At 60.7% G+C, this 14,637-nt stretch carries 9 protein-coding genes and 3 pseudogenes; 7 read left to right on the top strand and 5 right to left on the bottom strand.

What is annotated here, in order from left to right; all coding sequences use genetic code 11:
- Nucleotides 1-84: 84 nt before the first annotated feature.
- A complete protein-coding gene (locus tag L0U83_RS36515) occupies nucleotides 85-492 on the top strand; it encodes an OsmC family protein (RefSeq protein ID WP_233889254.1) in 408 nt (135 codons plus the stop codon).
- Nucleotides 493-968: 476 nt separating this feature from the next.
- Here L0U83_RS36515 and L0U83_RS36520 read toward each other — a convergent pair whose 3' ends face one another.
- On the bottom strand, nucleotides 969-1,943 hold the full coding sequence (locus tag L0U83_RS36520) for an alpha/beta fold hydrolase (protein WP_233889257.1): 975 nt from the start codon (nucleotides 1,941-1,943) through the stop codon (nucleotides 969-971).
- Nucleotides 1,940-3,352: a hypothetical protein gene (locus L0U83_RS36525; protein ID WP_233889259.1), complete on the bottom strand. Its 1,413-nt coding sequence runs from the start codon at nucleotides 3,350-3,352 to the stop codon at nucleotides 1,940-1,942. The genes L0U83_RS36520 and L0U83_RS36525 overlap by 4 nt, the downstream gene beginning before the upstream one ends.
- 690 nt (nucleotides 3,353-4,042) lie before the next feature.
- On the opposite strand from L0U83_RS36525, the pseudogene L0U83_RS40970 reads away from it, so the two are divergent.
- The 4 genes and pseudogenes from L0U83_RS40970 to L0U83_RS36540 all read left to right on the top strand — a co-directional run.
- Nucleotides 4,043-4,189 (top strand): annotated as a pseudogene (locus L0U83_RS40970) (epoxide hydrolase); the annotation flags it as partial.
- Nucleotides 4,190-4,505: 316 nt separating this feature from the next.
- Nucleotides 4,506-4,979, top strand: a complete 474-nt coding sequence (locus tag L0U83_RS36530; protein WP_233889261.1) for a DUF6130 family protein — start codon at nucleotides 4,506-4,508, stop codon at nucleotides 4,977-4,979.
- 14 nt (nucleotides 4,980-4,993) lie between these two features.
- Nucleotides 4,994-5,141: pseudogene (locus tag L0U83_RS36535) on the top strand (transposase); the annotation flags it as partial.
- A 111-nt stretch (nucleotides 5,142-5,252) separates the two neighbouring features.
- Nucleotides 5,253-5,657, top strand: coding sequence for a hypothetical protein (locus tag L0U83_RS36540; protein ID WP_233889986.1), 405 nt, complete (start codon nucleotides 5,253-5,255; stop codon nucleotides 5,655-5,657).
- Nucleotides 5,658-5,927: 270 nt separating this feature from the next.
- Here the strand turns inward: L0U83_RS36540 and L0U83_RS36545 are convergent.
- A pseudogene (locus L0U83_RS36545) lies at nucleotides 5,928-7,088 on the bottom strand (DUF4382 domain-containing protein).
- 672 nt (nucleotides 7,089-7,760) lie between these two features.
- Here L0U83_RS36545 and L0U83_RS36550 point away from each other — a divergent pair.
- Nucleotides 7,761-8,939, top strand: coding sequence for a monovalent cation:proton antiporter-2 (CPA2) family protein (locus L0U83_RS36550; RefSeq protein WP_233889262.1), 1,179 nt, complete (start codon nucleotides 7,761-7,763; stop codon nucleotides 8,937-8,939).
- Between the two features lie 104 nt (nucleotides 8,940-9,043).
- On the opposite strand, the gene L0U83_RS36555 is transcribed toward L0U83_RS36550, so the two are convergent.
- Nucleotides 9,044-9,412, bottom strand: coding sequence for an ion channel (locus tag L0U83_RS36555; protein WP_308445112.1), 369 nt, complete (start codon nucleotides 9,410-9,412; stop codon nucleotides 9,044-9,046).
- 595 nt (nucleotides 9,413-10,007) lie between these two features.
- Between L0U83_RS36555 and L0U83_RS36560 the strand changes: the two genes are divergently transcribed.
- Nucleotides 10,008-10,676 (top strand): VIT1/CCC1 transporter family protein, encoded by a 669-nt coding sequence (locus L0U83_RS36560; protein WP_233889263.1) that lies wholly within the window; start codon nucleotides 10,008-10,010, stop codon nucleotides 10,674-10,676.
- A 1,805-nt stretch (nucleotides 10,677-12,481) separates the two neighbouring features.
- On the opposite strand, the gene L0U83_RS36565 is transcribed toward L0U83_RS36560, so the two are convergent.
- Nucleotides 12,482-14,455, bottom strand: a complete 1,974-nt coding sequence (locus L0U83_RS36565) for an NAD(P)/FAD-dependent oxidoreductase (RefSeq protein ID WP_233889264.1) — start codon at nucleotides 14,453-14,455, stop codon at nucleotides 12,482-12,484.
- Nucleotides 14,456-14,637: the final 182 nt, after the last annotated feature.

Consider the following 14,637-nt stretch of genomic DNA (forward strand, 5'->3'; position numbering starts at 1 on the left):
ACCGCATGTGCCGGGCGAAGCCCGCAGCATCACGCCATTCAACTGATCTCGCGCGCGAGATCGCGCTACTCTGAGGAGTTACCCATGCCGCTCGCCTCCGCCACTGCCCGTCTTGCGGCCGACGCGCCCAACTACGTCGTCGCCATCGAGGCTGGCCGCCACCCGCTGACGGGCGACGAAGGCCACCACGAAGGCGGCCAGGATCGCGGCCCCGCGCCATTCGCGTTCGTGCTGTCCGGGCTTGCCGCGTGCACAGCCGCCACGCTGCGCATGTACATGCAGCGCAAGACGTGGCCGGCCGCCACGATCGCCGTTGAAGTCAGCCTGCATGCCGATCACGACGGGATCCAGTACATCCGCCGCGGCGTGGCGGTCGAAGGGCCGCTTGAAGAGGCGCAACGCGCGCGCCTTGCCGAAATCTGCGAAAAGACGCCGGTTACCCTCTTCATCAAGCGGGGCACGCGCATCGACACGACGCTGCGCATTGCATGACGCAAGCATCATTGCCACACGCGTCGAAGACACCGCGCCTGTATTTGTTTGAGCGCTTACATCAGTTCACGCGGCTTCCACTGAGGCGTCCGGCATCGCGGACTCACTGTTTCCCTACCGCGAATGCATAAAGCTTGTGGTTATCACCGGCATACGGCCAGAGTCGACCGCGGTGTTCTATGGTGTCCGGTTCTCGACTATTGCGGTCGTTGCAACGGCACGATTTTCGTTACCTCCGAACGGCAGGTTGCGGCCGAACCCGGAAGTAGGAGACCAACCATCCCAGTTTCGGAGGTGCTGCGACGATGCACTTCCGTAGACGACCCCTGAACCGCTATTCACACTCCGGCCACTGCGACGGCCGCTCCTAAAATGCATCCGTCGCTCGCCCCATAGAGTTGATCGGTGAGTCATCGACCTGGGCATCTTTCGGGGCGCCGCCCCATGCGATGCATCGTGCCGCGCAATTGTGCAGGTCACCCGTCGAGTTCGTGCAGGAAGGAGAGTAGCAACCGGTTCACTTCGCTGGCGCGCTCGCGCTGCAGCCAATGGCCCGCGCCTTCGAGCACGTGAGCACCGCGCAACCCCGGCAGCACTTGCGGCAACGCTGCGATGCGCTGCTGCATGCCTGGAAACCTGAGTACATCGTCGCGTGAGCCACCGATGAAGAGCGAAGGCTGACGAATCGGGCAACCATACCAGGGGGCGAGCAATTCCGCGCTCCTGCGGATCGCGCGGTACCAGTTCAATCCGCCACGGAAGCCGGTGCGTTGGAACTCCCCGACGACATAGTCGAGGTCGTCCTGAAGAAGCCAATCCGGCAAGACGTCGGGGTCCACGGTGGTGTCGAGGAGGCCGGCGCCCGGCGCGAGGACGCCCGCGACCATGCGGCCCGGGCCGTCGCCCGACATGCTGAACGTGATGCGGCGCAGGGTGGCTGCGACATCGGTCTGAAGCTCCTTCTCAGCCACACCCTCCTGCTGGAAGTACTGCATGTAGAAGGTCGTCACGCCCTGCCGTTCGAGTGCCGTCAGCAAGTCGAGCTTCGAGGGCGGGACATAGGGCACGCTCAGGCCGACGACGGCACGGAAGACGTCGGGCCGCAACAGCGCACTGGTCCAGGCTGCGGGCGCTCCCCAGTCGTGGCCCACGATCACCGCCGAATCGGCACCAAGCACCCTGACCAGCTCCACCATGTCGCCCGCGTGGTGCAGCATCGTGTACTGTGCGGGGGCGGCCGGCGCGTCGGTACCCCCGTAGCCGCGCATGTCCGGCGCCGCGGCGCGGTAGCCCGCGTCCGCGACCGCCGCCATCTGCGCGCGCCAGGATACCCACGACTCTGGAAATCCGTGGCAAAACACCACGAGCGGTCCAGCGCCCTGCAACGCGACACGCATGCGGATGGCGCCGACCTGCAGCGTTTCGAGCTGCACCTCGCGGGGGGCGCTCACGCTGCCTCCGCTGCGGTGAGAAATCGAGGAATGCGCTGCGCCGCATCCGAAGCTTTGGCCCCGACGGCCTTGATAAGGTCCTGCACGGCAGTGTCCACCTCTACGCCTTTGAGAACCACAACGTTCCCGTTGAGGCGGCATTGCCTGAGCCAGGCGTTCAGGTCGGGGTTCTGCTGCCAGCGCGCTGCATTGGCGAGAGTCGGTAGCCACATGCGCAGATAATCGATCGGCAGTTCGGGCACGGGCACGGGCATGCACATCGCGTTCTGTTCCTGCAGATTCTCCAGGTGCGCCTCGACCCAGGCGATCACGCTGCCTGAAAAGACCGGCTGGCACCAACGGACCATCAGGAGGTTGATCGCTTCATCCTGGAACACCGGCACGCCCGGCGCCGGCTGGATCGCGCAGGCAGTGCAGTCGATGTACAGCGTGTCAGGATCGGCGGCGAGTTCACCTTTCTCCAGTACGATGCGCGACGACTCGATCGCGCGCACGCGGCCCAGCCGCACGATCTCACCGACCTTGCGCAATTGGATCATCTCGCCGCGTGAAACGACTGCGCAGCGGTAGGTCGTGGGTTCGATGGCAGGGTCGATCCGCATCAGCGCGCCGCCCGCTTCGAGCCTCCGGAACAGGTCGGGGACGTCGCGTGCGTCGCGGATCGCATCAAATTGCACCACGCTGTTCTCGAAAAAGCGCCGCCAGCCGGTCGGGCCGGGCTGCATGTTGGCACGGTCCATCACCCAGGCGTCGCGCGGCATGATCCAGCGGATGCGCTCGTGCGGGACACCGTTCTCGATCAGCCAGATGCACGCATCCATGCCGGTCTTGCCGGATCCGACGACGGTATAGCACGCGTAAGGCCGCGCAACCTTCGGCAGCTCGTTGCAGGGAATGCATTGCACACCCGCAGCCAAGCTGTATTTGGGCGGGTGAGTGGACGGCACCTCGGTTTTCGCAAGCGTGGCATTCACCCATTTGCGCTGCACGCGCACCTCGTGCTCGGCGCCGGTCAGCAGCGAGCGGAAGCGGTGCGTGCGGCCGTCGCTCGCGAAGTGATCGCATTTCGGGAACCACTGCACACGGCCAGAGGGAATGAAGCGCTGTTTCATCACCTGCTCGAAATGCGCGAGCACCTCGGCTCCCGAGGACAGACCAAGCATTCCTTCGTTAAAACCCGTCGTTTCATGCGACCAGTCACTCAGTTCGCGCGATGCCACGCCATACCAGGCGGACGGCTGGTGCAGCCGCACGTACGGATAGGTGTCGTTCCAATGGCCACCGGGACGGTGGTGGCGATCCACCATCACGACTCGCGCATCGGGCGACTCGGTGAGCAACGTGTCGACGAATGCCATGGCAGTAGCGCCCGTCCCTGTCACGAAGTAATCGGACTCGATCGATGCCATGTCACTCTCCTTAGTGGGAGACTTTGAAGTGGTTTTCAGCGCCGGGGAAAACTGGACCTCCGGCTTCTCGGCCGGTCAACGAGAGAGCGTTTGAATCCTTCAATATCGTGCAACTCACGTTCAAAGTAGAATTTCGCCGACGCCTTCGTCAAGGTTACCTAACCATATCTTTTCTCGAGAGAAGCCGCCCCATTACGCGCAGCGATTTTCGAAAATGGAAAGTCCTTTGGGATGGTTATAACGCCTTATTCGGTCGCCACGGAGTCGGGGTTACATCGTGTCTGTGCGCTACCGCACACACTTTCGATGTGCACGCGGCCATTCGATGGTCCGGGCCTGGACGCAGGGCTCTCTACTCCGCGTTGCCATATCGGGGTACTCCTTACTGTTTCCCCGTGCAGCGGCGGCCCGAACCCATATTCATGAAGGAGACGGTTTGCGGTTCAGGCGAGCGTCGCCTTTGGGAGAAAGCGAACGGGTCGTCTCGACCCTGAGCAGCCACTCATGCCGTCGTGACTTCAATGGCTGCTTACGAGGTGCTTCGGACCTCCCGCTGTTCCTCAAGAACAAGCCGGTAGCTATAGTCGACCGAGCCTTGGACGTGGCCCCGGTTCGCGGGCGTTCCTGGCCTGCTTAGCCGATACCCGGCGCATCAGCGGCCCGCTGTTCTTCGTCTGGCCACTCGACTAGCAGGCGCCGGAAAGCTGGACTAAAAAGGCCTATCACAACCTGATTTACTTCAACTAGCCCGAAACGGATGGGCACTTCGCGGCGTGGGAAGAGCCGATGATCTTCGCAAAAGAAGTGCGCAACGGCTTGAGACCTTTGCGTACCTGACGTGTGAAGCGCTCCGACGCGTATGCGGCGGAGCGCTCGTCGACACATGTCGCAATGTCTGATATTCCTCGAAAGAAGGCCATATTGCCACTTCCGCCCGCTTCTCCAAAGCCTGATGATCAGGCGACCTTCCGTTGCTGGATCCCGAACATGGCGGCAAAAGCGTATTTCTCGACAAACCTGCTGCTTGCCTATGTAGCTTGGGCTGCCATTTGGTGCGGCTGCGAATCGGCTTGCGCAACTGAAATAAAACCCCAGCGATTCCTGGCGAAGCGACGGCGAGAATTGCCCCTCGGAATTATTAGTGAGAACGTAAATGAACATGCTGCTCAAGACGCTTGCCGCAGTCGCGGCTGGTACCGTGCTCGCAACGAACACCCTCGCTGAGAGCACAACGGCGGTCAGCGTCGCCTCACCGTACGTCACCATTGACAACGAGCCGCCACCCAAACTGACCGTGAATCCCACGCCGCTCGCGGCAGGACTAGCCCACGGCATTGTCTGGATTCAATATCGCGTTGAGAATGTGCATATCGTGCCCGTGTTCGGGGCAGCCGCGCTCAACGTATCTCCACGGATCGGCCATCTGCACGTACACATCGACGACGTACCTTGGGGCTGGGTAGAAGCAAATAACGTCAATACAATCAGTGTCGCGGGCCTGCCACCAGGTCAGCACAAGATGCTCGTCGAGTTGGTCGACGCTCAACACCACCTATTCGCTGGGTGCACTGAGTGCAGGCAGACGGTGACATTCACGGTCCCAGAAGACGCGTCTCATTCACACTGAAGGTGAGGACGATACGACGCCGAACAGTCGAACATGTGTTCGGCACACTCAAGCACTGGATGGGCTCGACGCACTTCCAGACACGCGGGCTGGGCCATGTCGCGGCCGAAATGAGGTTGCATGCTGGCATACAACCTTAAACGAATCATCAGGATTCTCGGCCTGATCCTTGGCTTGGAAACCACGTCGCTTACAGTTGATTACAAGTGTGCGGGGTTGCCAGCGTGCGCCGTTCGTACAATCCAAGCATTCAGGTGGCTTTTGGGGAGGAGTATGAAAACAGCACAATGGCTTGCCGCCGGCGTCGTGGCACTTGCGTCCGTATCAGCCCTGGCGGCGGCGGGTGGCAATGGAGGCGGGAACGGTGGAAGTGGCGGAGCGGGAGGCAGCGGGGGCGCCGGACACGGTGGTCTGGGCGGCAACGCGGGCGGCATGTCCGCCGGCCACATGAGCAGCAAGGGCGTCAGTAACACCAATGGCTTTAATTCAGGCGACCGCGATGCCGGCCTTGCCCGCGCGGCGGATCGATCGGACACGCAGGCGGACCGCGCCGACTCACGAACGAGCACTCACAGTCTTCACGCGGCTCACACCGAACACGCGAGTTCACACTCGCATGCGCGGGTGAGCGCGAAGGCTCACCACAGCCAGCACATCGCCATCAGTCGTTCGACTTGATAAAAAACACAAAGGGTGCCCGCGGGCGCCCACTATGCGTCGTCTTTCTTCTCGTCAGCAATTCCCTTTTTTCGCTTGCCCTGGCGGACAGAAGCCGTTGCCAGGACCGCCCTGGGGGCCGCCTTGCGGAACGACAACCACGCCAGGCGAATCAGGCACATACAGCGCACAGCCGCCCAACAGGGCTGCACCCGCCGTCAGGACAGAAGATTCTTTTCATGGGGTTCCTCGAGGAAGGGCTTACGCCCTTCCTTCATCGCGTAGTGAACGTTAGAAACTGAAGTTGACGTTGGCTTGATCCGCTGTCGATACATCGACTGCGGCCGACTGGGTTACCCCACTAACGTTATCGGCTTCTGCTGTGTACTGTCCGGCGGCACTTGCGGCCGGGGCCAGCGCGACCGGCAAGCTGCCCGTGTAAGTACCGGTAAGTGGCGCGGCCGCTGGCGGATTCAGTGCATAGTTGCCGGTATCCAGATTGGCGTTCGCGCTGGTGATTTCGTAGTTCAGGCCGCTGATCGATTGCAGTGCCCGTACGATAGCTTGCGCGCTAACCGGCAGAACTGTCCCGCTAGCAACATGCGTGACGGACGCCGGCAGCACGATCGGTGTCGATGACGTGGCCACGACCGTCGATGCATTCACAACGACCGGCACGGAGCGCACGATACCCGTTGCAACGTTATTCTGCACGATGACGACATCATAGTTGCCGTTGGTCGAACTCTGCTCGCGCGGCGTTAGCACGAACAGTCCGTTGCTTTCGGCAACGGTTCCTTTGATCGCGTGGCCGTTCTGCTCCGCATAGACAGTGGCCCCCGCTTCGCACGGCGCAACGTAGCCGGAGATCGTGCCGCTCACGACCGTCGGTGTCGCGGTCACGACCGGCTTCAGACTGTACGAGCCGTTGCCTTTCTGGACGATCGATTTGCAGGCGTTGAAGTCGAGTACGAGATCGACCAGCGTGTTGGGCTGAACCGTGAACGGCCGGATGATCTTGTAGCCGCGTTGCGTGGCGCTTGGCGTGTCGAGCGGCTGTTCGCTACCGCCGGTCGGAACAATCGAATTGGCCAGCGTGTTGCCCTGATTCTGCGCGAGCACCAGACGAACCTGCTGATACTGGCCGGTGGGTAATGCGGTTTGTCCCAGGTCGGCCAGCACGCCGTTGGTCAGCGACAGCAGATCGATCTTCTGCGGGCCCGCCAATGCCACGTCAGTTCAGCCAGCGTCAGTGTCACCGGCCTGCGCGTTTGTGTTAACGCGAACCTTGCTGACCGTCACATGTACATGATCGAAACCGCATGACGGAGAATCTGTCATCTGGACATGGAGCGTGCCCGAGGGGTTGCTGCCGCCACCTCCGCCTCCACATCCGGCAAGCGCGAGTGGGACCGCCAGCACGCACGTCAGCGTTTTGAGTATCGTTTTCATGGGGAATCCTCCTTCATTGTTGTGCGCTGAAGGGTGCGGAAACGCCCTGTAAGTGAAGCGAGCAAATTGCAACAACCGGTAACCACGATGTTTGACATTTTTGGCATGCCGGGAGAAACGCTGGCCGCGCGACTATCTGATGGTGCAGATCTCTTCCGGGCTGATCCTGCGGGTTGGACCGGAGTCCAGAATATCTGACAGTTGCGTGTCTGCCGGTCCTGGCGCACCGCGAGCGCGGCGATGGCGCGTCGTCCGCTCGCCGCACGATGTGCGGCCCATCAGGGGCCGGTCTAGCCGACGGCCGACCGGATGGCATCGCTCAACGATGGGCCGCTTTCAGCGGTGAAACTTGTTGGGCCCACAGGAGGGCACAGGACATTCAGGCCCTGAGAACTCGCCTCGCAGAATCGACATTCACCCTGTAGAACGGTTATCTTGATGTAGGCATTCTTGCGTTGCCTTGCCTCTGTCCTGTGTAGGCGCAGGTAGTTCGTCGATCCTTACGTCCAGTTCAGTTCTGCAATGTATGGAGTGGGCGCGGTTGCGCAGGCGTCGTCACTTATTTGCGCGCTCGCGTAAAGAATGATCTAGGATCACCCAGAACAACCGCACGCGGCCGGCGATACCGGGCGATGGAACGTTATCGGTTGCGGCCCAATGAGGAGCACAGTGATGGAGCAATTGCTGGCTGACTCGGTGATATTCCTGGCGGCGGCATTGATCGCGGTGCCGCTGTCCGTTCGCTTAGGCTTCGGCTCGGTGCTTGGCTACCTGGTAGCCGGGGCCGTGATCGGGCCTTGGGGGCTGAGGCTCGTCACGGATGTCCACTCGATCCTGGACATATCCGAGCTGGGCATCGTGCTGATGATGTTCATCATCGGTATCGAGATGGAAATTGACAAGCTGTGGGCGATGCGCCGCTCCATCTTTGGCTATGGCGCGGCCCAGGTTGTTTTGTGTGCGACGTTGCTGGCAGCGATTTTCATCGCCTTTGGCCTCTCTTGGCGGGTGGGTGTGGCAGCCGGATTTGCCTTGTCGCTGTCTTCCACTGCGATGGTGATCGCAATCCTCGAGCAGAATCGCCTGATGGATACGCCGCTTGGGCAAACGAGTTTTGGCATCCTCCTGTTCCAGGATATCGCTGCCATTCCGATGATTGCCCTGTTGCCGCTGCTGGCGCCGGTCCTAGAGGACGCAAGCACGTCGAGCGGCTGGCTCGCCACCGGGAAGGCACTGGCGATGATCGCCGTGGTGCTCGTCGGCGGGCGTTTCCTGCTGAAATATGTCCTGCGCATGATCCAGCGGAGCGGGACGCGCGAGATCTTCACCATCTTTGCGCTGCTCTGGGTGATCGGCATCTCCTTGCTGATGCACGTCGTTCACCTGTCGATGTCCCTTGGCGCCTTCATGGCCGGACTGCTGCTGGCAGGATCCGAATGCCGCGAGGAGATCGAATCCGATATGGCGCCCTTCAAAGGCATCCTGCTTGGGCTGTTCTTTATTGCTGTCGGCATGACGATCGATTTTGGTGTCCTCGCGGACAAGACATGGCTTGTGGCCCTGCTGGTGACTGCCGTGATTGGAGGCAAGTTTCTGGCGCTCAAGTATCTGGCGAAGCGGGTCAACCTGCCGCGTGAGCATCGAACCCACTTCGCCATCCTGCTTTCGCAGGGCGGGGAGTTCGCCTTTGTCGTGATGGGGGCGGCACAGTCAGCCAACCTGATCCATGTCGAACAACTGAATGTTGTCACCGTCGTCGTTGCCCTATCGATGGCAACGACTCCGCTTCTCGTCCTTGCTTATCGCAAGCTGCTGGGTGCCAGCACCGCCGGGCATCAGGCTGGTTCGTAGCGCAGGAAACGATGCGCTGGCCTTGGCCTGAATTTCAGGTCAAACAGGCCGCCACCTTCGCCAAATGCAGCCAATTTACCTGGTCTGGCCGCGTTGCCCAACGTTCAGGCCACTGCTCTACCTGAGCCGCGAAGTGCCAGGGTATGGCCCAGCCTGGCGTCCCGGCGCCTGGCACGTGCGTGCTTTCGCGGCGACTCCTGCTGCAGCGGGGCATGATGGTACTTAGTCACATCCATGACCGCGGCCGTCATCACCGAGGTTGAGACTACGAACATAAGGATGCCGTTGGCAGCTTCGATCCGGCCAGGCATGCGCCGTTGCCTGGACATGACAAACTCGCCGTAGCCCAACGTGATGAAGTTGGCCGCGGAGTGATACAGAGCCGTGGCGAAATCGGAAGACTCGCCCAAGAACATGAACAGCGCGGCCCAGATTGCCATTGGGGCGAAATTGCAGAGCAAGGTCAGCAGCATTACGTTTGCCAATGGCAGTGCGGCCAACCATATTAAGTCTTCCTAACGTTACGCGAGAGCACGCGTACCGGCGCAGGCAGATGGCTACCACCACGCCTTGCAGCAGCATGCACACGACCATGGCCGAAGCGGCGGCCAGAATTGTGTGTAGCATGATTGACTCCGTTTTCAGGGGGAACGCAGAGGCAAAAATGGCGTCGCATTCGGGATGCGGAGATCGCAAGTTTAAAAACGTGTGCCCCCATCCAATCGTAGGAAGGCTCGCATGTCGATGTCGAATGGCCGGTTGCTGGGGATTCTCTTTATTGCCTTAATGCAGGACCGGAGGACGCACACCGCGAGACCCGCAGGAGGCACAACCGCCACATCGCAGAGCGTAACTTGTTTGCGAAGATTCACTCCGTCATGCGATGGGCGGTCCAGCCCTGTCCAGCTGGCCTCGGGCCTTTTGTGCCGCCCCCGGCGCTCCCAGTCCATCAATATAAGGGAACCGAACTGTCGGCTCTTTCATATACTGCTCGTACCAACAGCTCTTGTTGGCAGCTAGCGCGACGTCTCGTTACCTACATTGAGTCGAGGCCATATGAGCACTATCATGCCGACCGGACGCGCCGAACCCGAACGGCGCGAACCGATTCTCAATACCGTCGATCGTGTCTGCGAAATATGTTTTGGTCTGTTCATGGCACTGACGTTCGTCGGGGCGGTCAAGGCGGTCACAGCGGGCGAAGATGAGGGATACAAGATGTTCTTCGCCGCACTCGGATGCAATCTTGCGTGGGGCCTCGCCGACGCCGTGATGTACCTCGTACGTACGCTCGCCGATCGAGGACAGCGCCTGCAACTCGCGCAGACCGTCAAGCGCGAGCAGGATCAGACGGTCGCCGTGCGGGCGTTGCGCGACGCATTGCCTGAGAAACTGGAGCCGCTCGTCGAAGATGCCGACCTCGAGCGCATCCGAGTGCGCCTCGCGGCAGCCTCGACGCTGCCACCCCGGGCGAATTTTGTGAGAGGTGATTTCGTCGGCGCGCTGGGCATCTTTCTGCTTGTTGTCCTGGGAACGTTTCCGGTCGCAGTGCCATTCCTCGTCGTCAAGGATGTTGCAACGGCACTCATCGCCTCGCGCGTGCTTACACTCGCGATGCTTTTCATCGCTGGCTTTGCGCTGGGGCGTTACACCGGCGCAGGGGCTATGAAAGCAGGTATTGCAATGATCGCGCTTGGCATTCTGCTTACAGTGGCAATCATCAAGCTGGGCGGCTAACTGTCCCCGTGCCGTTCTAAACCTGGCCGGCCCGCTTTCCGTATGCGGGGGAGACTCGGCACGTTTGCAGGGCGATCAACAAAAATCGCGAGAGGCAAGCGTCATGGAGAAGGCCAACATTTCCGCACATACTCGCTGAAGGCTCGCCACGTCCTGGAGGAGTTTGCCAGGGCCCTCTGGCGTGTGTAGCAATACGCCTCCATCAACTGATGGAGGGACGGCTTTGGTACGCATTTTAAATGCAGCACTGTGACTCGTGGATGCGCACCGGACCATTCTGGAGCGATGCACGATTCGGGCATTGTGCGGCTCGAGATGGACTGCATCTGTTCTCTGTCTAAAGCCTGGCCTGGCAGCCTGATTCTCATTCAAGTACCAGCGCCTCTCGTCCTCGCTTTCTGGTGGTTCTTGGCAGGTGTTTCGGCATCCTCAGCAGACTGTTCCTCTCTCCGAGTCGCTATATAGCGAAAGACTTGCGCTATATAACGAAAAGCATGGTATCTCTTCTGGCAGACGACGTATTGTTAATACATGTGCTTCCTTTTGCGCACCGGGCTTACCGGCCCCCCGGGCAGTTCTTCAGGTGCTCCTGTCTCCTCGAACGCCAATCGCGGATTTGCCGCGCTCTTGTATCCCCTGAATCCGGTAAAAGGCCCATGCCGGGAATAACGTTGCCTCGCCCGGGTTCCGGCACCAGGTGGAATCGCTGGCATTGCCTGTCCCGATGCGCATGCCACTTCCTTCACCCGCTGCCTGGCTCATAGCGTCTACATAAACCGAACCCTGATTTCGTCGTAAGGAGTTAAGCCATGAAGACGACGTTTCTCCTGTCTGTAGCACTCCTGAGCGCATTCTCATTAGTGGGTACAGTGCAAGCTCAGGACATGTCCGGGCAGCAAGATGCTCAGCCGGTATCAGCCGCTACCAGTGCCTCTCCCGGCACGTCCGGGAACTCCGGGTATGGTGGGGTAGCTGGCATCTCCAGTGCAACTGGCAATGTAAGTCGCGCGGATTGGACTCGCTGTGGTCATCTGCCCAAATGCAACCCTGATAGCGGCCACTAAATCGAACACATGAAAGCGTGGGTCATTCGCGGATGAGCTTGTTTCAGCCTCGAAAGGCCCACGCGGAGTCAGATCTAAGCGGAGCCGCTACTTGGCTTGATAAAGAAATGCTTTGCGAAGCGCCCCTCTATTGCCGAAAGCGTATTGCCAGGATTCGCGTATCAAATGCGGTTAATGCATAGATCGGTGTCGCGGTGCGAACACCGGGCCAGTGCCCGGACCCACGGGGGCGACTCAGCCGACGTTCACAGCCGTCCGTTGAGCACACATGAGACGGTCGGGCAATTCTTGCTGCGCCGCGAAAACGAAGAAGCTGAGCCCGTTTCGCGGGAAGTGCCATGCCAAAGCGCTTCACGGACCAGCCCGATCGTGATCGAGACACGCGTGTTTCGTCACTCAGGGCCGCTGCTTGTGGCACTGTACCCGCACCGGTCGCATGTGTGGCACGAGACGTCCGCCTTCAACTTCCCCTCTGAAACAATCGGGCGATCTGGTGGAGCGTATCGCCCTGGCGCCAGCGCTTCCACATCAACGCCTTCTGGCTCTTGCTGTAATAGATCCGGGTTCTGTACTTCATCTGCAACACTCCCGCTGCTGGCGCAGCTGCCATTGTCTTGCATCGACCGGTTGAATCCGCAGCCCAATCCGGAAGCAGGAGGTCGACGATCCGAGTATCGGAGGCGCCTCGAGTGTAAACGCTGCGTCGCTCGCCGAATCGGCACTCCATCCCATTTCGGGTAATCAATCCGTTTGCCTGCCGGAAGCCGGATCGGTAATGAGCCTCGTACTGCGCCGGTATGTGAAATACGCCCAGAGCCAATCCAGCATGACCTTCACCCTGTTTGGCCCTCCCGTCAGGAATGCGATATGCGCGGCGCCCCAGAACCACCACGCAGGTGCGCCCCACATCTGGATGGGGCCGATTTCCGCCACAGCTGCCTGACGCCCAATTGTCGCCAGGCTTCCGAAATGCCGGTATCGAAACGGCGGTGGCGGACGGCGCCCCACAAGCTGCGCATCGATAACTCGCGCGGCGTATTTGCCTTGCTGCTTTGCGGCAGGGGCCAGCCCCGGGACGGCTGCTCCATTCCAGCCCAGACTTGAGGCGGTATCACCAATTGCATAGACGCCTTCAAGCGCCGGAACGGAGAGGTCGTCGTTCACCTTGATTCGTCCCGACGCATCCCCTCGCTGGTTTAGCCATCGGGCAACCGGAGACGCCGCCACCCCGGCAGCCCAGAGGATCGTGCGGGATGCTATTCGATCTTCGCCGAGATCGGCGCCATCCTGGTCTACGCGCAGCACTCTGGTATCGAGATAGACAGTGACACCCAGCTTGCGAAGGGATTGTTCTGCGGCGGCAGAAAGGGAAGGGGGAAAGGTCGGTAGAACGCGCGGCCCTGCATGAACCAGAATGACACGCGATGTTGATGGGTCGATTGTGCGATATTCCTGGTCCATGCCATGATGCGCCAGTTCCGCGATGGCGCCGGCCAGTTCGATACCCGTTGGCCCTCCACCGACGATGACGAAGGTGAGCCACGCAGCGCGGGCTCGTTCGTCGGCGGCCGTTTCCGCTTCCTCAAAGGCCCGCAGCAGACGACTTCTTATCGAGGTTGCGTCCTCTATGCTTTTTAGCCCGGGCGCGTACGGCGCCCAGTGATCGTTGCCGAAATAACTGTGACGTGCGCCGGTCGCCAGCACGAGATAGTCGAACTTCACCTTGGCCGCGCCAACGAGCACTTCGCGGGTCGCGGTGTCGACGCCTGTGACGGTCCCCAGGCGTATCTGGACGTTTCGCTGGCTGCGAAAGAGGCTTCGGATCGGCGTTGCGATTTCGCCGGGCGACAACGCTGCTGTCGCGATCTGGTAGAGCAGCGGCTGGAACAGATGATGATTCCGCTGATCTATGAGGGTGATCCGGCAGCGCGAATTGCGTAGACCGCGAACTGCCTCGATTCCACCAAAGCCACCGCCTACCACTACAACCTGTGGATACTGATCCAGCGAGCCTTCGTCCTTCTCAGAACCGTCGAGCACAGGGCGCGCGAGCAATTGATCCACAGAGATGACGCCAGGCCCCGTGACTACTAACATCAGCAGCAGAAGAAGCATTGCGAGCCGCTCGTCCATGGACATGGCGATGCCAGCGAGTGGAACCATGGCGGCATAAATGAACGTCGCTGGTCGTGTCATGCAGCCGAAAGCGATGCAGAATGCGAGGATCGCGCTGACCGATGAGGGGTATGCGAACAGTGTCGTCAGACTGTGACGAGTGGCGTGGCTGAACAGGGAAGGCGTCAGCGCGGAAGCGAGACTGAGCGATGCCGCCAGGCCTGCGCGCGATACGAGCAGGAGCACCGGTGAGACATATCGTTCGGCCTGCTCATAGAATTTTTTGATCTGTCGCGCCGGGCCAAGTGGAGCCCACGCGAGGCCTCGCCCCAGCATCGCATCGAGCGAGAACGGTCCCGGTCCCAGCACGATGAGCCACGCGAGCAAGACAAGCGTTGCGCCGCCCGGACCGAGGGCGATTGATCCGTAACCCCCAGCGAGCAGCACAAGCGCTATGGGCCGGGTAAGGAGGCCAGCGCTGAGCAGGAATGGCACGATACCGTGCAGCGCCGCCTCCACGCTGGACGGAACATGTAATCTGGCGCCGGCTACCCCGCCTTGACTGCTTTGTGCCATCGCCATGATCTGATGCACGAGCACGACCTGTCCGAACCAGAGCCGAGTTGCAAGAAGAAGCCACGGCATGCAAAGCGCGCGAACTTTGGGAGCGAGGCGGACCAGGTGTTGGAAGGCGTTCCGGAGCATACAGCACCATCTTGAGAGAATCATCATGTCGAATGTCAGCCTCTGACACCGCTAGCTGGCGAAAGCGCGATGCCCCG

The sequence above is a fragment of the Paraburkholderia flagellata genome, assembly GCF_021390645.1.
In the GTDB taxonomy this organism is placed as follows: Bacteria; Pseudomonadota; Gammaproteobacteria; order Burkholderiales; family Burkholderiaceae; genus Paraburkholderia; species Paraburkholderia flagellata.

Bases quoted from the DNA above. Each gene is read 5' to 3' on its own strand.
- L0U83_RS36515 (WP_233889254.1), top strand. From the start codon at position 85: ATGCCGCTCGCCTCCGCCACTGCCCGTCTTGCGGCCGACGCGCCCAAC.
- L0U83_RS36525 (WP_233889259.1), bottom strand. From the start codon at position 3,352: ATGGCATCGATCGAGTCCGATTACTTCGTGACAGGGACGGGCGCTACT.
- L0U83_RS36530 (WP_233889261.1), top strand. From the start codon at position 4,506: ATGAACATGCTGCTCAAGACGCTTGCCGCAGTCGCGGCTGGTACCGTG.
- L0U83_RS36540 (WP_233889986.1), top strand. From the start codon at position 5,253: ATGAAAACAGCACAATGGCTTGCCGCCGGCGTCGTGGCACTTGCGTCC.
- L0U83_RS36550 (WP_233889262.1), top strand. From the start codon at position 7,761: ATGGAGCAATTGCTGGCTGACTCGGTGATATTCCTGGCGGCGGCATTG.
- L0U83_RS36555 (WP_308445112.1), bottom strand. From the start codon at position 9,412: ATGCTGCTGACCTTGCTCTGCAATTTCGCCCCAATGGCAATCTGGGCC.
- L0U83_RS36560 (WP_233889263.1), top strand. From the start codon at position 10,008: ATGCCGACCGGACGCGCCGAACCCGAACGGCGCGAACCGATTCTCAAT.